At 71.6% G+C, this 18,711-nt stretch carries 14 protein-coding genes; 7 read left to right on the forward strand and 7 right to left on the reverse strand.

Annotated elements, in window-relative coordinates; translation table 11 throughout:
- Nucleotides 1–59 precede the first annotated feature (59 nt).
- Nucleotides 60–1,100 (forward strand): DUF2637 domain-containing protein, encoded by a 1,041-nt coding sequence (locus tag ACH4YP_RS12970; RefSeq protein ID WP_361067206.1) that lies wholly within the window; start codon nucleotides 60–62, stop codon nucleotides 1,098–1,100.
- Nucleotides 1,101–1,241: 141 nt separating this feature from the next.
- Here the strand turns inward: ACH4YP_RS12970 and ACH4YP_RS12975 are convergent, their stop codons facing one another.
- Nucleotides 1,242–1,742: an ATP-binding protein gene (locus ACH4YP_RS12975; protein WP_361067203.1), complete on the reverse strand. Its 501-nt coding sequence runs from the start codon at nucleotides 1,740–1,742 to the stop codon at nucleotides 1,242–1,244.
- Nucleotides 1,743–2,223: 481 nt separating this feature from the next.
- On the opposite strand from ACH4YP_RS12975, the gene ACH4YP_RS12980 reads away from it, so the two are divergent.
- A complete protein-coding gene (locus tag ACH4YP_RS12980) occupies nucleotides 2,224–2,592 on the forward strand; it encodes a hypothetical protein (protein WP_361067200.1) in 369 nt (122 codons plus the stop codon).
- 92 nt (nucleotides 2,593–2,684) lie between these two features.
- On the forward strand, nucleotides 2,685–3,884 hold the full coding sequence (locus tag ACH4YP_RS12985) for a hypothetical protein (RefSeq protein ID WP_361067197.1): 1,200 nt from the start codon (nucleotides 2,685–2,687) through the stop codon (nucleotides 3,882–3,884).
- Nucleotides 3,885–3,999: 115 nt separating this feature from the next.
- Here ACH4YP_RS12985 and ACH4YP_RS12990 read toward each other — a convergent pair whose 3' ends face one another.
- From ACH4YP_RS12990 to ACH4YP_RS13000, 3 genes are all read right to left on the reverse strand, one after another.
- Nucleotides 4,000–5,535: a serine/threonine-protein kinase gene (locus ACH4YP_RS12990; protein WP_398490583.1), complete on the reverse strand. Its 1,536-nt coding sequence runs from the start codon at nucleotides 5,533–5,535 to the stop codon at nucleotides 4,000–4,002.
- 59 nt (nucleotides 5,536–5,594) lie between these two features.
- Nucleotides 5,595–6,407 carry a serine/threonine protein kinase gene (locus tag ACH4YP_RS12995; protein WP_398490584.1) on the reverse strand — a complete coding sequence of 271 codons (813 nt, stop codon included), beginning with the start codon at nucleotides 6,405–6,407 and terminating at the stop codon, nucleotides 5,595–5,597.
- Nucleotides 6,408–6,581: 174 nt separating this feature from the next.
- Entirely contained in the window at nucleotides 6,582–7,253 is a 672-nt protein-coding gene (locus ACH4YP_RS13000) for a hypothetical protein (RefSeq protein ID WP_398490585.1), read from the reverse strand.
- Between the two features lie 332 nt (nucleotides 7,254–7,585).
- On the opposite strand from ACH4YP_RS13000, the gene ACH4YP_RS13005 reads away from it, so the two are divergent.
- The gene (locus ACH4YP_RS13005; protein WP_398490586.1) at nucleotides 7,586–9,091 is read left to right on the forward strand and encodes a helix-turn-helix domain-containing protein; all 1,506 of its coding nucleotides are present in this window, start codon (nucleotides 7,586–7,588) and stop codon (nucleotides 9,089–9,091) included.
- A 42-nt stretch (nucleotides 9,092–9,133) separates the two neighbouring features.
- On the opposite strand, the gene ACH4YP_RS13010 is transcribed toward ACH4YP_RS13005, so the two are convergent.
- Together ACH4YP_RS13010 and ACH4YP_RS13015 are read right to left on the reverse strand one after the other, a co-directional pair.
- Nucleotides 9,134–10,876, reverse strand: coding sequence for a pyruvate dehydrogenase (locus tag ACH4YP_RS13010; RefSeq protein ID WP_361067183.1), 1,743 nt, complete (start codon nucleotides 10,874–10,876; stop codon nucleotides 9,134–9,136).
- Between the two features lie 103 nt (nucleotides 10,877–10,979).
- Entirely contained in the window at nucleotides 10,980–12,851 is a 1,872-nt protein-coding gene (locus ACH4YP_RS13015) for a protein phosphatase 2C domain-containing protein (protein ID WP_398490587.1), read from the reverse strand.
- 491 nt (nucleotides 12,852–13,342) lie between these two features.
- On the opposite strand from ACH4YP_RS13015, the gene ACH4YP_RS13020 reads away from it, so the two are divergent.
- The 3 genes from ACH4YP_RS13020 (at nucleotide 13,343) to ACH4YP_RS13030 (ending at nucleotide 17,366) form a co-directional block, all read left to right on the forward strand.
- Nucleotides 13,343–14,350 (forward strand): helix-turn-helix domain-containing protein, encoded by a 1,008-nt coding sequence (locus ACH4YP_RS13020; RefSeq protein ID WP_361067177.1) that lies wholly within the window; start codon nucleotides 13,343–13,345, stop codon nucleotides 14,348–14,350.
- Between the two features lie 36 nt (nucleotides 14,351–14,386).
- Nucleotides 14,387–14,872 (forward strand): DUF456 domain-containing protein, encoded by a 486-nt coding sequence (locus ACH4YP_RS13025; protein WP_361067174.1) that lies wholly within the window; start codon nucleotides 14,387–14,389, stop codon nucleotides 14,870–14,872.
- A 151-nt stretch (nucleotides 14,873–15,023) separates the two neighbouring features.
- A complete protein-coding gene (locus tag ACH4YP_RS13030) occupies nucleotides 15,024–17,366 on the forward strand; it encodes a glycosyl hydrolase family 95 catalytic domain-containing protein (RefSeq protein WP_398490588.1) in 2,343 nt (780 codons plus the stop codon).
- 1 nt (nucleotide 17,367) lies between these two features.
- Here ACH4YP_RS13030 and ACH4YP_RS13035 read toward each other — a convergent pair whose 3' ends face one another.
- A complete protein-coding gene (locus tag ACH4YP_RS13035) occupies nucleotides 17,368–18,591 on the reverse strand; it encodes an SGNH/GDSL hydrolase family protein (RefSeq protein WP_398490589.1) in 1,224 nt (407 codons plus the stop codon).
- Nucleotides 18,592–18,711: the final 120 nt, after the last annotated feature.

An 18,711-nucleotide genomic window follows, 5' to 3' on the forward strand; every position in this document is an offset into this window, starting at 1 on the left:
GCACGGGATTGGGCCACTATGGCGGGCGTTACGCCCTATCCCAATGCAAGGGACCCCAGATGAGACTGACCGACATATCGCTGAACTGGCTGCTTCCCGGCGCCGTGCTGCTCCTGGGCCTGCTGGCGGCGGTTGCGGTGCTCGCGCGTGGCAAGCGCGCCGGGGCGAAGACCCACGCCGACGATTCGTGGGAGCGCACGGAAGAGCGCCGCAGGCGCAAGGAGGCCGTCTACGGCACCGCCTCCTATGTACTGCTCTTCTGCTGTGCCGCGGTCGCCGCCGCGCTCTCCTTCCATGGCCTGGTCGGCTTCGGCGAGCAGAACCTGAACCTGTCCGGCGGCTGGCAGTACCTGGTGCCGTTCGGCCTGGACGGCGCGGCGATGTTCTGCTCCGTACTCGCGGTGCGCGAGGCCAGCCACGGTGACGCGGCGCTCGGCTCCCGGATACTCGTGTGGACGTTCGCGGCCGCCGCCGCCTGGTTCAACTGGGTTCACGCCCCCAGGGGTCTCGGCCACGCGGGCGCCCCGCACTTCTTCGCCGGCATGTCCCTGTCGGCCGCTGTCCTGTTCGACCGCGCACTGAAGCAGACCCGTCGTGCCGCCCTGCGCGAGCAGGGCCTGGTGCCCCGGCCGCTGCCGCAGATCCGGATCGTACGGTGGCTGCGTGCCCCTCGTGAGACCTACGGCGCCTGGTCGCTGATGCTGCTCGAGAACGTGCGCAGCCTGGACGAGGCGGTCGAGGAGGTCCGTGAGGACAAGCGGGAGAAGGAGCAGAACCGTCTGCGCCGGCGCGACCAGGAGAAGCTGGACCGTGCCCGCATCAAGGCGATCACCCGCGGCCACCGCGGAATGATCGGCCGCGGCGGCGGGGGCCGTCAGGCGGAACTCCAGCCGGCCCCGGCGGCCACCCAGGTCGCCGCGGAGCCTGCCATAGCAACGCCGGAACTGCCCGCACGCGCCGCCCGACCCTCGTTGCAGCCCGTCCGCCGAGGCAGTGAGTCCTCGACGGTCGATCTCACCGCGGAGGACGACACAATGGCGCTACCTCGACTCGACTCCCTTGAGCGCAAGCTGAAGGACCTGGAGCAGCAGTTCGGCTGATCCGGACCGGGGCCCCCGAGGCCTCAACTCTGGACGGGGGCGCGGCAGTTGATGCCGCGCCCCCGTCCAGTTCCATGTCGCCGCCCCGTCCGGTTCCACGTCCGCGCCCTGCTCGGTGTCAGGTCGCCGTCCCGTCCGGTGTCACGCCAGTCCCCCGTCCAGCTCGAACCACACCACCTTCCCCACCCCGTGGACCCGGACGCCCCAGGCGTCCGCGAGGGACTGCACCAGGATCAGGCCCCTGCCGTGCGTACCGTCGTCGGCGTTCGGTACGCGCAGTCTCGGCCTGTGTCCCACGAAGTCCCTCACCTCCACCCGCAGTCCGCGCGGGCCGACGGTGACTGTCAGCAGCGCGTCATGGTTGGTGTGGACGAGGGCGTTGGTGACGATCTCGCTGGTCAGTAACTCCGCTATCTCGGATCGGCCGGGCCGCCCCCAGTGGGCGAGCAGGTCCCGCAGCGCCCTGCGGACCTGGGGCACCGCCCGGAGGTCGCAGCGCCCGAGCCTGAGCCTGAGCTGCGGAACGCCGTGCTGGTCGGTCGTTCCGTCCGCTGTGTCCCCCGCCGTCGTGGTCGTCTGTCCCGTCTTCGCCGAGAAGGCCCCGGATACGACGGGACCGCCTCCTCGTGCCTGCCTCTTCATGACCCCCGCCCGCGCGCTGCTGTCGATTCCCCTCCGGCTCGAACACGTTCACGGAATGCATGCCCCGGCCCGGATCACGACACTCATGTCGAATCGTCAACCGCCCCTGATACGTACGGAGATGCCCTGCCGCCGTCCGGAAAAGTCGCGCGCCGAACCACCCGCCCGAGTCGCCGCCGCCCGACGGACAGTCACAGGTGGAGCCCCACGAGGGCCGGCCGGCGCGATCACACCTGATCCCCGCGTCCACGCGCGCGATGAGACGGGCCGGTACATCCGCCCGCGGGGCCGACGGCCGACCCGGCCGTGCCGAACCCTGTCGCGCCTACGGTCCCGGGTACCGTGCGACCACTCGCGCTCGGACCAACTACCTATGCCGCGCTGCTGATCCGGTCGCAGTCAACCTGACATTCGTCAGGACCGGTCGCCCGCTTCTCTTCCTAGGGTTCGAGTTCACCGACTCCACGGAGGAGACACAACCATGCGCAGACTGCTTCGCGCCGCCGCCGCACTCGCTCTCGCGACCGCGGCCCTGACGGCGGTCGGCACGACCGAGGCCCAGGCGGCCGACGAGTGGGCCGGCTGCCCGTACGGCGCCGTGTGCGTCTACCCGCAGAACCAGAACCCCGCCGTCAGCCCGAGCCACATCTACTGGACGTACGGCACGCACAACCTCCAGAACCAGTACGGCAATCACTGGGTCCTCAACAACCAGTACGACGGTGCGCTCGCGCTGCTGTGCTACAGCAGCGGGACGGACTGCACGGCCGACATGCTCGCCGAGGGAACGGGCGTGTACGCCGACCTCACGCCGATCAACTCGATCTACCTCAGGCCGCACCTGGACTGACCCGGCCTTCGCCGTCCGCCGCTCGAAACCCGGCCGGTGCGGTCCCGGCAGTCGTCGGGGCCGCGCCGTTCCTCCAGGGGGAGACAACCACCATGCACCGCACCGCGCGCCTTCGCGGAACGGCCGGACACGTGTGGAGAACACTTCTCGCGTCCGCCGCCGCACTTCTGGTCCTGACCTCCGGCGCGGCCACACCGGCCACCGCCGCCGTCCAGGCACCCGCCGCCGCCGAGATCCCCGACGGCGTCACCGCCGGGGTCGCCGTCTTCGACCGGCAGACGGGTGCCTTCACCGAACAGGTCAACGCCGCCGCGCCGTTCAGGTCCGCGTCCGTCGTCAAGCTGCTGCTGACCCTGGACTTCCTGTGGAACCGCGGGCCGTCGTACTCCGTCCCGGCCGCCGACCTGGCCCGTCTGGAGCCCATGCTGCGCAGCAGCGACGACGACGCGGCCGACTACTACTGGTCCAACTACGGCGGTTCGGCGATCATCGACCGGATGGTCTCCCGGCTCGGCCTGACCGACACCGCGGGGCCGCCCGCCGGCTACCCGGGCTACTGGGGCTACACCGCCCTGTCCGCCCGCGACACCGTGAAGATCTACCGCTACCTCCTGGACACGGCACCGGCCCCCGTGCGCGACTTCGTCATGGGCAACCTGCGCCAGTCCACGCGCTGTGCCTCGGACGACTTCGACCAGCACTTCGGCATCGCCGGGGCGTTCGATCGCCCCTGGGCCGTGAAGCAGGGCTGGGCGGGCTCGTCGTACCCGGAGGGCACGTGCAGTTCGACGGGCACGGCCGCCGCCAAGCGCGCGAGCACCGGCGCGCGGACCGCCGCTCCGGAGGGCCGCGCCGCCGCGGCCGTGGACCTCACCCGCCCGGCGCTGCACAGCACCGGCACCGTGGGCGCGGGCGACCGCTCGATCGTGGCCGTCCTGACGCTCCACCCGGCCGGCACGTCGTACGGCAAGGCCTACACCGACATCGGCCGGCTGACCCGCTCCCTGAACGTGCCCGGCGGGGTACGGCCGACGGGCAAGTGGTACGGAACCTGGAGCGAGCACGTGAACGTCCGCCGGGACCCGTCCACCGCCAACCCGCCGATGACCCAACTGCCCGCCGGGGTCGAGGTGTTGGTGGGCTGCCAGAAGAAGGGCCAGACCGTCAGCGTGCCGCCCTACACCAACGACTGGTGGGCGTATCTGCCCCAGTACGGCGGCTACATCTCCAACATCTACATCAGCTCGCCCGACAACCGGCTGCCGGACGTGCCGGACTGCGCCGGGTCGTAGCCGAGGCGTGGTGAAGGCGTAGCCGGAGCGTGAGTCGGTGAGCCGGGACCCTGTCACCGACCGGGTCCCGGCTCACCGTTCGTGGTCGGCGAGAAGGTCACCGTCGGTGTGAAAGTCACCGTTCGTACTCGGCGAGATAGCGCATCACCTTGTCCACGTGCGGCCGCACGCGCTCCGGGACACCGCGCTCCTCGATGATCGTGCGGTCACTCGTGCGGTAGCCGGCCACGACGAGCTTGACGAGGTCCTTCTCCGGCAGCCCGGCCTCCTTGAAACGCTGGTCGAGCCAGCACACGTACAGGCTCATCGTCGAGATCGCGTCGGGCGGCGACATGTGGTCCTTGTCGCCGTCGCCGTCGCCGTCCACGGCCCAGGCGCGGAACACCGAGGGCGTCCACATCGCGATGCCGAACTCCTCGGAGGCCGGGCGGGCCGCCTTCGCGTCGAACCCGCTCTCCGCCTTGAGCATGGCGGCGAGCACGATGGGGGTGATCTCCTTGTCGGTGCAGCGGTGTGCGGCCTTCACGATGACCGGGCGCAGCGCCTTGGGCACGTCCGAGTCCTGCGGGATCTCCCCCGCGGCCACCGCCACCGGACTGCCCGTGGCGGTGCCCGTGGCTGTGGCGGACGCGCCGGGGCCGCCCTTGTCGTCGGCGCCGCCGTCGTCCCGCAGCAGGAGTACGCCGGTCACGACGGCGGCTCCCGCCAGGACGGCCGCGACGGCCGGGACCAGCCGCCGGCGACGGCGGGGCACACCGGAGAGCTCGTCCACGCGGGCCTTGAGGACGTCGGCGGTGTACTGGAGACGCGTGGCGTGGTCCGACGACAGACAGTCGGCGATCAGCCGGCGCCTGCTCTCCTCGATGTCGGCGTCCAGCCGCAGCGGTGCGGTACCGCGTGCGTAGGACTGGGCGGCGAGGGAGCGGGCCCTGGCGGTGGCCCCCGGGAACGGGTGCAGCCCGCCCGTGAGCACCTGGTGGGCGAGGACGCCGAAGGCCCAGATGTCGGCGGTCGTCCGGACGACCGTGCCCCGCGCGTCGGTGCGCTGCGACCACCACTCGGGCGGCAGATGGTCGAGCGTGCCGAGCGGCGGCATGTGGGCGTGGGTGCCCTCCAGTTCCGCGGCGACACCGAAGTCGGCGAGCCACACTTCGCCGTCCGTACTCAGCAGGATGTTGGCCGGTTTCAGATCACCGTGCACCCAGCCGGCGCCGTGCATGTGCGCGAGACCGGCGGCCACCGAACGCAGTACGCGATCCGCGTCGGGGACCGGCCGACCGGCCTCCGTGGCGTCCAGCACGTCCTGGAGGCTGCGCTCGGCACGGTCCATGACCAGGGCGATCGCACCGTCCAGATCGGGATGCTCCGGCGCCTCGACCGTACAAACGGCATGCGTCCGTACGAGGTTGGGGTGGTCCGCCTCCCGGCTGAACCGCACCTCGCGCTGGACGAGTTCACCGAGGGCGGCCCGCTGTCCCGGGGCCAGGGCGTCGGTGCGCAGCACCTTCACCGCGACCGGGGTGCCGTCGGCGACGGAACGGGCCTCGTGGACGGTGCCCCAGGCGCCGGATCCGATGGGCGCGCCGAGCTCCCAGCCGTCGATGCGGAAGCCTGCTGGGAGATGTGGCGAGGGGCCTGTGCGGGGGGTCAATGCGGGGCCTTCTTCGAGGGGCGGAGGCGGGTCGGAGCCTTCCGCACTGGACGACGGTGTCACGCGGGAGCTTCCTGTGCCGGCCGGCGACTGGCCGTCCGGCTCGTCGGCCGACTCGGGAGCAGGGCGAGGTGCTCCTCGCGTACGAGGCCGAACCGGAGCGCCGACGCCACCAGTCGGGCGCGCTTGGCACCGGTACGGCCGCCCTGCTCCCCTTCCATGTCCCCCTGGTCCAGGCGCAGTTTCGCGAAGGACAGGTAGTCGATGTGGTAGTTGACCGCGGAGCGGGACAGGTCGCGGCAGGAGTCCAGCGGACGCAGCCGTTCCGCGATCTCTCCGGCGCCGGGGAGCGTCGTGTCCGAGGGCTCTCGCAACCGCGGCTCGCACAGCGCCACCAGGACCAGGAAGTACTTCGACGTCTGGTCGAGGGCGAAGGGGTTGACCGTCTGGTCACCGGCGCCGGGTACGGACCGCTCGTCGAGGTAGGCGTGCTGCGGAGCGAACACCTTGAAGTCGACGGTTCCGTTCAGGGCGGGCAGCACGACACGGGAGAACTCGAAGGGGACCGGTGCGCCGAGGCGGCCGGGGGCCACCGTGATGTACTCGCCGGCGCCCTCCAGGTTCTCCACCACACAGCCCGCGGTCCGGCTGAAGTTGGACAGCCGCCAGTAGTCCTCGGCGGCCTCCAGCCGTCCCGCGCGCCGCGAGATGCCCGGGTCGGCCAGGACGACCGCCAGGTCCGCGGCACCCGGCCCGCCACGCCCGAAGTCGGCCATGTCGCCGGGCCCCAGGTGCAGCAGCCCGGGTCCGCGTCGGTCGTGCTCGCCGTCCGCCCACGACGGACCCGGCAACTGGACAATGATCGTTTCCACGACGGCTCTCCCCCGATGAGGTCGCGAGGATTGTAGTGCGCAGATCAATGACGCAAACCGGCTGCGGCCGGTTCTCGCCGGGTCATGGCTCGTACGTGCTGCTCGTGCGGAGGAGCCGCCCTCTCACACCCCCGTGGCGGGAGGGCGGCTCCAGCACTTTCCCCCCGGTAGCGGTCAGTAGAGCCTGTTGACCGCTGTGGTGGTCGTCTTCTTGAACGCCTTCACCGGTGCGTCGGAGAAGTCACCCATCTGCGCCCAGCGCACGAAGGTCACGGCCCGCCCGTCCCGGCCGACCGAGTAGAGGTTGATGTCGGTGGCGCCCCAGGACGTCTCGGTGTGCAGTCCGTAGGCGTGGGCGCCCTCCTCGACCGACAGCTTGCCGTAGTCCTTCAGCGCGGCCTCGGTCTCCGGGTCGGACCGCTCGATCCGTGTGGCACACGCCCGGATGTCCTTGTTCAGCCGCGTGGCCAGGGCCTTGGCCTTGGCGCTGGTGCCGACGACGAAGGTGAGCTGCTGGGCGTTGGTCTCCAGGTCGGTCCGGAAGTCGCGGTACCGGGAGTCGTAGCCCGGCAGAGTGTCCTCGACGCAGAACCGGAGCTCGTCCGGCACGCCGTCCGTGACCTTGCCCGCCGTCCAGGAGGACGTGGGGTGCGGCGGGAGCTGCGAGGCCGACAGGAACTTCGGCCACGCCCCCGCCTTCACCTTCGCCGAGGCGCTCGTGGAGGCGTGCTTCGAGGCGCTCGTGTCCTTCCCGGTGGCGTCGGCCGGGCCGGCGAGCACCGCACCGAAAGCGACGCTCGCGGCGACGAAGGTGGTGAGCGAGGCCGCTCGGGTGCGCTTGGACATGGGTCCCCCTGTGTATGAGTGCATGATCGATCCGCCCGGGTCGGCGAGCGGGTCGGTGAAGTGGGGTGCACGTGGGAAGGATCCGCGTGCACGGGTGTCGACGCCGGTCCCGGTCGTGGGCTGCCACCGGGTGGTCGGTCCGGCGGCGGTCGGTGCGACACCAAGAGCATCAGCCGTCACTCGGGGCCTGCGCAACAGACAGCGCCGGATCCGCGACGGTGGAACCATCCCAGGCCATCTGACGTGCAGGTATATGGAGTGCCTGGGATGCCCTCCCGGGACGGGAACCGCCCCTTGGACCAGGGGGCCACGACGAGAAGCACGGGGGCACGGTGTCGACTCGGGACGACGACGTCGAGGAGTTCGCGGCACTGCTGAGGCGCCTGAAGGCGCGCACGGACCGCAGTTACGGCGCCCTCGCGCGCCGGGTGAACATGAACACCTCGACACTGCACCGCTACTGCGCCGGTGACGCGGTGCCACTCGACTTCGCACCCGTGGAGCGGTTCGCCGCACTGTGCGGGGCGACACCGGCCGAGCGGCTCGAACTCCACCGCCTCTGGATCCTGGCGGTGGCGGCCCGACAGCGACCGCGGACGCCGGGGGCGTCGGAGAGTCCGGAGCTGGAGCCGGATCCGCCTTCAGCCTCGGCTCCAACTCCAACTCCAACTCCAACTCCGGCTCCGGTCGCTGACGCAGCGGACGCCCGCTCCGGGGGAGGCCGTGCCGAGTCCGAGGGCGGCCCCGAGAAGGTCGGCGGTCCCGAAGGAAGCGACGAGTCGGAGTCGGGTCCCTCGGGCTCGGAGTCAGGACCCGAACCCGAGTCCCAGTCCGTATCGAGTGTGCCGACCGTTTCCAGTTCCTCCGGCGGCTCAGGTCCGCGCCTCCGCCGGGCCTGGTACCGGCGGCGGGTCACGGTCACCGCCGCTGTGGTGACGGTGCTGCTGGTCACGCTGGGCAGCCTGTCCGCGCTGTCCGACAACCGTCGGTCCGACGACGCCTCCCGGATCGTCGGCCCGAGCGAGGGCCCGACCGCGACGGCGGCCACCGACGACCCACGTGACCGCGGGTCCACGAGCCCGTCCCCCAAGGTCTCCGGATCGCCCTCGTCCTCGCCGTCGCCCAGCGGCAGGAGAAAGGCGTCCAAGCCCCCCGGCAAGGACGGCGAACCGTCGGGGAACGCCGGCCGCCCGAACGGCTCCGGCTCCACCGGTCTCCCACTGACCTGGACCGCGAACTCGCACGGCTGGACGTTCGACTGCGGCCACGAGTACGTCATCGACAAGAAGCCGGAACAGGTACCCCCGCCTCCGATCACGCAGGACGCCGCTAGGTGGGCGGCCACGCAGAACGCGGTGCACGGGCGCGAGACGATCGTGAACATCTCGGTACAGGGAAAGTCGTCAACCGCCGTCGTCCTGGAGGCCCTCCGGGTACGGGTCGTCGGACGCTCGGCCCAACTGCGGGGTGCCGGCTACTCCATGGACGAGGGCTGCGGAGGCGCGGTCACCCCGCGCTCCTTCGCCGTCGACCTGGACAAGGACCGGCCCATCGCACGCGCGGTCGCGGGCGGTGACGTCGACGGGCCGATCCCGGCGATGCGTATGCCCTACCGGGTGTCCGCCGAGGACCCGGAGGTGCTGCTCGTCAACGCACGGACGAATTCCTGCGACTGCAGCTGGTACCTGGAACTCGACTGGTCGTCCCAGGGACGCACCGGCACGATCCGCGTCGACGACCACGGCAAGCCGTTCCGTACCAGCGGCGTCGAGGGTCTTCCGCGCTACTGGTACGGCTCGGTCGGTTCGGACCGCCAGTGGGTCCCCCGCACCGACTGACTCCTGGCGCCCTGAGCAGCTGACCCACGGCGAGGAAGTGGCCTACGGTCGCGGCACGTTGCGCAGGTTGGAGCGGGCCATCTGCAGCATCCGGCCGACTCCCCCGTCCAGCACGATCTTCGACGCCGACAGCGCGAACCCGGTCACCATCTCCGCGCTGATCTTCGGCGGGATGGAGAGGGCGTTCGGGTCGGTGACGATGTCGACGAGCGCCGGGCCCTTGTGCCTGAAGGCGTCCTTCAGCGCGCCCGCGAGCTGCTTGGGCTTCTCCACGCGTACGCCGTAGGCACCGCAGGCGCGGGCGACCGCGGCGAAGTCGGGGTTCTTGTTGGCGGTCCCGTACGAGGGAAGTCCGGCGACCAGCATCTCCAACTCGACCATGCCCAGGGAGGAGTTGTTGAAGAGGACGACCTTCACCGGCAGGTCGTACTGGACGAGGGTGAGGAAGTCGCCCATCAGCATGGAGAATCCGCCGTCGCCGGACATCGAGACGACCTGGCGTCCGCGGTCGGTGAACTGCGCGCCGATGGCCTGCGGCAGCGCGTTCGCCATCGAGCCGTGCGAGAAGGAACCGATGATGCGGCGGCGGCCGTTGGGCGAGATGTAGCGGGCCGCCCATACGTTGCACATGCCGGTGTCGACCGTGAACACGGCGTCGTCGTCGGCGAGTTCGTCCAGGACGGAGGCGACGTACTCGGGGTGGACCGGGACGTGCTTCTCGACCTTGCGCGTGTACGCCTTCACCACGCCTTCGAGCGCGTCGGCGTGCTTCTTCAGCATCTTGTCGAGGAAGCGGCGGTTGCTCTTGGGGCTCACCTTCGGGGTGAGACAGCGCAGGGTCTCCTTCACGTCGCCCCACACCGCGAGGTCCAACTTCGAGCGGCGGCCCAGACGTTCGGGCCGTACGTCGACCTGGGCGATCTTGACGTCGTCGGGCAGGAACGCGTTGTACGGGAAGTCCGTCCCGAGCAGGATCAGCAGGTCGCACTCGTGGGTGGCCTCGTAGGCGGCGCCGTACCCGAGGAGGCCGCTCATGCCGACGTCGTACGGGTTGTCGTACTGGATCCATTCCTTGCCGCGCAGGGCGTGCCCCACCGGGGACTTGATCTTCTCGGCGAACCGCATGACCTCGGCGTGCGCGCCGGCGGTGCCGCTGCCGCAGAAGAGGGTGATCTTGTCGGCCTCGTCGATCATCGCGGCGAGCTTGTCGATCTCGGTGTCGCCGGGGCGGACGCTGGGGCGGGAGGTGACGAGGGCGGTCTCGACGGCCTTGTCGGGGGCGGGCTGGTCGGCGATGTCGCCCGGCAGCGTCACGACGCTCACGCCGCTCTGTCCGACCGCGTGCTGGATGGCGGTCTGGAGCAGCCGGGGCATCTGCTTCGGGTTGGAGATCATCTCGCTGTAGTGACTGCACTCGCGGAACAGTTGGTCGGGATGGGTCTCCTGGAAGTAGCCGAGGCCGATCTCGCTGGAGGGGATGTGCGAGGCGAGGGCGAGGACCGGGGCCATGGAGCGGTGGGCGTCATAGAGGCCGTTGATGAGGTGGAGGTTGCCGGGACCGCAGGAGCCGGCGCAGGCGGCGAGCCGGCCCGCGATCTGGGCCTCCGCTCCCGCCGCGAAGGCGGCCGTCTCCTCGTGGCGGACGTGGATCCAGTCGATGGCCGCGTTGCGTCGGATGGCGTCGACCACCGGGTTGAGGCTGTCGCCCACGACTCCGTACAGGCGCTTCACGCCCGCGCGGACGAGGATGTCGACGAACTGCTCGGCGACGTTCTGCTTGGCCATGAGTCACGCGCCCCTTAGCTGTCCTCAGCCGACTTCCTGTCTTCGGCTCACTTCCGCTGTCACAGGTTCCCTTTCATGTCCCATGAATTCACAGCGGGCGCGGTTACGCCTCCCAAACGGCCGCCGCCGTCCGGTCGTCGGCGTACCCCTTGACCCGTACCAGGGTGTCCGCGAGGAACGCCGCGAGGCCGGGCGGGTCGCCGTCCGACCAGCGGGAGGTGAGGTGTTCGACCAGGGCGGGTTCGCCGCGCAGGGGTTCGGCGAGACCGCTGGTGCACAGCAGGAGGGTGTCGCCCGGGCGGGCGACGGAGGCCCGGAAGCGGAACGGGTCGCGGGGCGGCGGTTCGGGGGCGGGCTCGTACGGGCTCGGGGGTGTGGTGATGCCGAGGTCCATGGTGAGCCGGTCGCCGTCGGGGGTCTCGTGCGGCAGCGATCCGAAGCCGACGACGGCCTCGCCCGCCGTGTCGGCGGCATGCGGCTCGATGTCCTGCCACTCGCCGTCGCGCAGCCGGAAGAGGCCGCCCGCTCCGACACCGAAGAAGACGCGCGTACGGCACTCGGGGTCTGCGGGGAGCAGGAGGCAGCGCAGGCTCGCGGTGTACTCCTCCGGTTCGATGCCCTGCTCGGCGGCGGTGGCCCGCAGTTTGCCGAGGCTGCGGTCGGTGAGCCGGTGCAGTCCCGACTTGAGGTCGCCCCGCCGGGCGGCCCTGATGTCCTCGGCCAGGCGCGCGTGGCTGCGGCCGACGGCCCGCCCGATCCACTGGCACGCCTCGGCGGCGGCCCGGTGCGCGCCGGGGGTGGCGCGGGCCCCGGTCGCCATCGCGACCAGCACGAGGGCGCCGTCCCCGACGCCGAAGCGGGCCGTGAGCAGGGAGTCCCTGCGCGGTTCGCCCCGGTAGCGCGCCGAGTCCCCGCGCACGGACGCGGCCCGCAGCGTCGACGTCCCGTACGCCGCCCCGTCCAGCACGGTGTCCGCCACGAGATCGTCGAGATCGTCCACGTCGGCGGGAGGCAGAGCGGTCGGCTCGGCGTCGTAGGTGGGCGGCCCGGAGCCCACGTAGTCGACGGGGGCGGGGAGGTTGGGGGCCTGTACGGAGGCTTGTGCGGGGGCTTGTACGGGGGGCTGCTGGTCGGAGGAGGTACCGACCGGGGCGTCGACGAGGGTGGCGGGCGGGGCGTAGGGGGCTGCCTCGGAGGGCGGCGGTGATGCGTCGGAGGGCGTTCGTGACGCGGATGTCCCGGCACCGGGCGCCTCCGCGGACGTACCGCTGAGGGGCACCACCGCATGGAACCCCGGCGGCTGGGGGGCTGCTGACTGGTGGGCTGGTGACTGGGGGCCTGGCAGTCGAGGACCCGACGGCTGAGGAACCGGCGGGTGGAAGCCCCGAGGCTCGGGGCTCTGCTGCTGGGTGCCCGGCGGCAAGGAGGTCTGGGCCGGTGGTTCGGCGGGCGGGGCCTCCCAGGGCGCCCGCTGCCGCTGAAGCCCGCTGCGCCGCAGCGGGTCGTTCTCCGGCTCCCCAGGCCGGAGTGCCTCTCCGGCAGCCGCAGAGCCGCCAGGCGCAGGCCCGCCAGGAAGTGGACCGCCGGTTGCCTCCGGCGGTTGGCGTTCGCTGGGGCCCCAGCCGGCCACCGGCCAGCCGGTGCCGAAGCCGGTGACCGCGGGGCCGTCCGGCACGGGGCCGCCGGGCGTGGGCCCGGTGTCGGCGTCGGTCTTCGGCTCGGACGGGTCCGAGCCGTTGCCGAGGTGGTGGCGTTCGGGCGGTGTTCGGGTGCGGGGTGGTGGGATTCCCGGGCCCGTGACGGGCCGAGGCGGGGGCGCGTCGGCCGGGGCGCCCAGGGTGTCGGACGCCGAGGCGAAGCGGTCGTCGAGGGAGTCGGCCGCGGCCGCGGGCCCCGTGTCCCCCGTGGAGTCGTCGTACAGCTGCCCCCACCAGTCGTCCTCATGACCGGTGGGCTTCTCCCCCTGCTGGCTCATGCCCCTAATTGTCCACCGCGGAGGCCGGATGAAAACGGTGCATCCGGAAAAACCGGCCACGGGGTTGGGCGTCGAACGGTGATACGAAACCGCCGGGCGATCCCACCCCCCACGGGAGAACCGCCCGGCGGCGCCGGTGTGACCGCGGGCCCCCGGCGTACGCCGTACGCACACGCCGTACGCCCGGGTCACGGTCTGAACGGCCGAGTTCCCCAGTTCTCCTGGGAGTCACCCGGTTCGGCCCTGAGTGTGACCGGCTTTCCTGAGGGTCAGCTGTGCCCGGCGGTCGCGGCCCGTCCGCCGCCCCGCACCCACGCACCGCGTACTCGGCCCTCCCGGCCCGTGGCGGGTCCTCGCCACGGCCCGCGCGTTGTGCTGCGGTGGCGCCACCTTGGCAGAGAGACGCGGGGTACCGCGATGATGTGCCGAGGCGGTTTTACGCCGTGGCCGTTTTCCGCCACGGCCGGGTCTTCGGGGAGGGGCGTCGCCGCATGCTGGGAGCGACAGGTCTGGCAGCGATAGGGCTGGACGAGACACACGAGTCGGCCTACCGGGCGCTGGTGTCCGTGGGCGCCGCCGACGTGCCAGATCTCGCCCGGCGGCTCACGCTCGGCGAGCACGACACCGAGCGCGCGCTGCGCCGGCTGGAGCGGCACGGTCTGGCCGCCCAGTCGTCGGCCCGGCCGGGCCGCTGGGTCGCGGCGCCGCCCGGTGTCGCGATCGGCGCGCTGCTCACCCAGCGCCGCCACGAGCTGGATCAGGCGGAGCTGACGGCCGCGCTGCTCGCCGAGGAGTACCGCGCCCGGGCCGTCGAGCCCGCCGCGCACGACCTGGTCGAGGTGGTGACCGGCGCGGCCGCGGTCGCCCAGCGGTTCCTGCAGCTGCAGCTCGGCGCGAGCGACGAGGTGTGCGCCCTGGTGACCGGGAACCCGGTCGTCGTCTCCGGCACCGACAACGACGCGGAGGAGCAGGCCGCCGACCGCGGCGTCCGCTACCGCGTGGTCGTCGAGCGGTCGGTGCTGCACCTGCCGAACGGCATCGCCGAGCTGTCCGCCGCGCTCGACCGCGACGAACAGGTACGGGTCGTCGACACGGTGCCCACCAAGCTGGTGATCGCCGACCGGGCCCTCGCCATGGTGCCGCTGACCTCGCGGACCCTGGAGCCCGCGGCCCTCGTGGTCCACGCGAGCGGGCTGCTGGAATCGCTGTCGGGCCTGTTCGAGGCGGTGTGGCGGGACGCGCTGCCGCTGCGGCTCGGTGCGCCCGGCACGGTCACCGAGGAGGAGCGGGACGGGCCGGACGGCACCGACCTGGAGATCCTCTCCCTGCTGCTCGCCGGGCTGACCGACGCGAGCGTCGCCAAGCAGCTCGACCTGGGCCTGCGGACCGTGCAGCGCCGGGTCAAGCGGCTGATGGAGCTGACGGGCGTGACGACCCGACTCCAGCTGGGCTGGCACACGTACGAGAAGGGCTGGGTGGCCCGGGAGCGACAGGACTGACCTGCGGTTTCGCCCGCTCTCCCGCACTCTGGACAGATGGGAGCGTGGGAACTCCTGCTGGTCGGTGTGGTGCTGCTGCTCGGCCTGAGCGGAGTGCTGGTACCCGGCGCGCCGGGGTCGTGGCTGGTGTGGGCCGCGGTCCTGTGGTGGGCGTTCGAGGATCCGCGGGCGCTCTCGTGGGCCGTGCTGGTGGGCGCCACGGCCGTCCTGTTCCTGGCCCAGGTGATCCGCTGGCGGCTGCCACCGCGCAGGCTGCGCGCGAGCGGCGCCACCCCGCGCATGGCGGCGTACGCGGGCGTCGGGGCCCTGCTCGGCTTCTTCCTGCTGCCGGTGCTGGGCGCGATACCCGGCTATCTCGGCGGCGCCTATCTCGCCGAGCGGCTGCGGCTCGGCGGCCCCGGGGAGGCGAAGGCGTCGGTCCGCTCGGTGATGCGGGCGGGCGGGACCAGCGTGCTGGTGGAGCTGTTCGCCTGCCTGCTGATCGCGGGGGCGTGGCTGGGAGCTGTGATCTGGGGCCCGTGATCCTCTGCCGCACGCTCCACCCGCACACTCCACACATCGGATCTCTCCCTTTATATTGACGGCATCCTGCACCTTCTCTACGTTGCGCCTTGGGATAGCTCCGATGAATCTCCCGGAGTGCACGCAGTAGAACGAGCCGCCAGGAGGCGCAATGCCCAGCCCGTCCAGACGAACCGTGCTCGCCACCGGATCCGCCCTCGGCGGGACACTTCTCGCCACCGGCCTCCCGGCACAGGCGAGCGCGGCCGACCATGGAAGCGCCCCCTCCGCCCCATACGCCCCCTCCACGTCAGCCGACCCCTGGCGTACCGTCCTCGACGACGCCGACCTGGTCTGGGAGCGGATGCCGAAGACCTGGTACGAGGGCCCGTACCTGGGCAACGGCTTCCTGGGTTCCGGGATCTACGCCGAACCGGGCCGGGAGACCGAGGCCGTCCGCTTCAACATCCAGCACTCCGAAGTGCAGGACCACCGCCCGCAGTTCGGCTCCCTCTTCGGTCTCGCCCGGCTGCCCATCGGCCACTTCACCCTGGAGCCGGTGGGCGCGATCACCGGGCTCGACTGGCGACTCGGGCTGCGTGACGCCGAGTTGACCGGCACGCTCACCACGGACCGCGGCACCCTCACGATCCGCGCCCTGATCCACACCACCCGCTCCGTACTCGCCGTCGAGGTGACACCGAGCAGCGGCGAGCGCGACTTCCGGTGGGTGTTCCACCCGGCGGACGCGATCAGCCCCCGTGCCGCCTTCAAACCGGTCCCGCCGGGATACACGGGCAACCCGCCCGCCGAGATCGAGAAGCACGACGGCATATCCGCGGCCGTCCAACCGCTCTTCTCCGGCGGCCAGCACGTCACCGCGTGGCGCGAGCGGACACTGGGCTCCCGGCGGACCCTGTACGTCAACGTCGCGCACTCCCACCCGAAGTCGACGGCACTGCGGCAGGCCCTGGCCACCGTCCGCGCGTCCGCACTCCTGCCGTACAACACACTGGCGTTGACGCATCGCGCCTGGTGGCACGCCTTCTACCGCAAGAGTTTCCTCTCCCTCCCGGACGCGCGCATCCAGCGCTTCTACTGGATCCAGCTCTACAAGACGGCGTCCGCGGCCCGTCGTGACGCCCCCGCGATGGCCACGAGCGGCCCCTGGCTGGAGCCCACGCCCTGGCCCGCGACCTGGTGGAACCTGAACGTGCAGCTGGAGTACTGGCTGATCCACGGCTCCAACCACCTCGAACTCGACGCCGTGACCCGGTCGTTGAGCGAGTTCCGCGACCACCTCAAGGCCGAGATGGCGCCCGCCTACCGCGGCGACTCGCTGGGCATCCCGCGCACCACCGACGCCTCGCTGGTCAACGGCGGCGCGACGGACCCCGTACTCGGCTACGGCGTCGGCATCCCCGGCCAGGAGCCGCCGACCCCCGAGGTCGGCAACCTCACCTGGGCCCTGCACAACGTCTGGCTCAGCTACCGCCACACCATGGACAAGTCGATCCTCCGGGACGTCCTCTTCCCGCTCCTGCGCAAGGCGGTCAACTACTACCTGCACTTCCTGGAGCCGGGCGCGGACGGCAAGTTGCACCTCCCGGCGACCTTCTCACCCGAGTACGGCGGCAACTCCCGGGACTGCAACTACGACCTGATGCTGCTGACCTGGGGCTGCCGCACGCTGCTCGACTCCGCCGAACTCCTAGGCATCGACGACAAGTTGGCGCCCCGCTGGCGCGAGGTCCTGGCCAAGCGGGCCGCGTACCCGACCGACGCGAACGGCTTCATGATCGGTGCGGACATCCCCTTCGCGAAGTCGCACCGCCACTACTCCCACCTCCTGGCCGTCTACCCGCTGTACGAGCTGACGGGCGACACCCCGGACGAAAAGGCCCTGATCGAGAAGTCGTTGGCCCACTGGGTCGGCTTCGAGGGCGCCCTCCAGGGCTACACGTTCACGGGCGCCGCCTCGATGTCGGCGCTGCTGGGGAAGGGCGAGGACGCGCTGTCGTACCTGGGCCAGCTGATGACCCGCTTCATCCAGCCCAACACCATGTACAAGGAGTCGGGCCCGGTCATCGAGACCCCGCTCTCCGCCGCCCAGTCGGTCCACGACATGATCTGCCAGTCCTGGGGCGACGTCATCCGTGTCTTCCCCGCCCTGCCCGCCGCCTGGGCCGATCTGACGGTGCACGACTTCCGCACCCAGGGAGCCTTCCTGCTCAGCGCGGTGCGGAAGGGCGGGAAGACTCGCTGGGTGCGGCTGGTCAGCGAGGCGGGCGCCCCCTGCGTCGTACGGCATGGGATGGCCGGCGCGATCGACGTGCGGGACGGCCACGGGCGGCCCCTGCGGTACAAGGCCGTGGGCGACGGGGCGATCCAAGTCACCCTGCGCAAGGGCGAGTCGGCGCTCATCACCGCCAAGGGCGACCGGCCGGACCTGCGCATCGCACCCGTCGAGCCGAACGAGGAGGCCCCGCGGTGGGGGCTGCCGGCCGCCCCTTGAGCTATCCCGCCAGAGCCCTCAGGTCGATGCTGTCGGCGAGGGCCCGCATGCCCGCGTCGTTGAAGTGGAGGTGGTCGCCCGGATCGTAGGCGGCCAGCATGCGGTTCGGCCGGGACGGGTCGCGGACGACGGCGTCGAAGTCCGCGACCGCGTCGAACAGGTCGCCGGTACGGATGAGCCGGTTGACCTCCTGCCGTACGCGTTCACGCCTGTCCGTGTATCCGCCGTAGCCGCCGAACGGGGTGAGTGTGGCTCCCACGACGCGGATGCCTCGGGCGTGGGCACGCCGCACGATCTCTCGGTACGCGGCACCGAGGGCGGCCGGGTCGGTCTGGTTCGGCGCGCTCTTGATGTCGTTGACGCCCTCCATCACGATCAGCGTGCGCACTCCGGTGCGGGAGAGGACGTCGGCGTCGAACCGGGCCAGGGCGCTGGGTCCCCGGCCTTCGAGCAGCAGCCGGTTTCCGGCTACTCCCGCGTTCAGTACGCCCTGTTGACGGTTCCCGGGCAGGCGCCGTAGACGCTCTGCGAGGCGGTCGGGCCAGCGACGGTTGGTACTCGGCGTCGAACCGGAGCCGTCGGTGAGGGAGTCGCCGAGCGCGACCACGCTTCCCGCGGTCTGCGCCCGTCGTACGTCGACACCGGTCACGTAGTACCAGGAGCGCGTGGTCGTCGTGAACGCCGTACCTCTCACGTCGGCGACCCGATTGCCTTTCGGGGCGACGAAGTTGGTCTGCAGGGCGTCCCGGTGGTACGTGGCCGGGCCCGAGTCCCCGGGTGTGTGGAGGGTGACGAGGAGATTGGTGGCCGCCGGGACGGCCAGCGTCACGGAGTCGCTCACCGCGTCCCTGCCCACCGGCACGGTGATCCTCTTCCGCCCGCCGAACGTGAGCGTGCGCATCGTGCCGGGCAGGGCGTCCGGGCTCTTGGGGGCGTTCCTCAGCTGTCGGGCGACCGTGGCTCCGCCGAGGGCCAGCGGCAGGGTGCCGAGGCGGTTCGAGATCCGTACGCGGACTGCCGTGCCGCCGACGCTCGTGTGGACGACGTTTCGGATCGAGGCGCCGGGAAGAGCGGCCGTGGTTCCGGAGGCGGAGCCTTCCCAGGTGCCTGTCCAGCGCGCGGGCGCTGTTCGCGCGAGGGGCTCCCTGCCTCCGTGGGCGACGCCCGTGCCCATCAGCGTGAGCACCAGCCCTCCGGCCACGGCGACCAGCGTCTGTCTGACCATGCGTCACTGCCTTCCGCCGACGGAGTCCGGCCGGGTGCGGAGCTCCGGCCCCAGGGCCTGTCGGACAGGTCCTGGGGTCAGGATCCGATGCGCCGGACGCGAAATCCGTGTTTGGCTGCA

The sequence above is a fragment of the Streptomyces sp. NPDC020747 genome (assembly GCF_044334695.1).
In the GTDB taxonomy this organism is placed as follows: Bacteria; Actinomycetota; Actinomycetes; order Streptomycetales; family Streptomycetaceae; genus Streptomyces.